The organism is Limimaricola sp. G21655-S1, from assembly GCF_027213785.1.
Taxonomy (GTDB): Bacteria; Pseudomonadota; Alphaproteobacteria; order Rhodobacterales; family Rhodobacteraceae; genus Limimaricola.
This window is the reverse complement of record NZ_JAPWGO010000119.1, coordinates 1-356: the sequence shown is the minus strand read 5'-3', so window position 1 is coordinate 356 and position 356 is coordinate 1. Positions and strand designations below refer to the sequence as shown.

General features: G+C 59.0%; 2 rRNA genes. Both read left to right on the top strand.

The features are described from left to right. Window positions 1-108: ribosomal RNA gene (locus O4G76_RS20110) — 23S ribosomal RNA — on the top strand; the annotation flags it as partial. Window positions 109-295: 187 nt separating this feature from the next. Next, window positions 296-356, top strand: a 5S ribosomal RNA gene (rrf, locus tag O4G76_RS20105); the annotation flags it as partial.

Below are 356 nucleotides of genomic sequence, written 5' to 3'. Positions count from 1 at the left end.
CAAGGTATCCCCGAGGACCGTGGTAGACCACCACGTCGATAGGTCGGAGATGTAAGCGCGGCAACGCGTTCAGTTGATCGATACTAATGGTCCGATAGGCTTGATCCGATCCAGAAACAGCAAGGCTGGATCCGAAACCATACGCACCAAAACGGTGTACGACGACCTGGAACACCGCTCCCCGCAAGGGCAGGGCGGCTGATATGGTGACCTCCCATCGGAGCACGCGACAGGCCGTACCGGCCTCAAGCAGCCCTCCGGGCGGTAGGCCACCAACAAGATGTTCTTTCCTCGGTCTGGTGGCCATAGCACGAGCAAAACACCCGATCCCATTCCGAACTCGGCCGTTAAGTGCC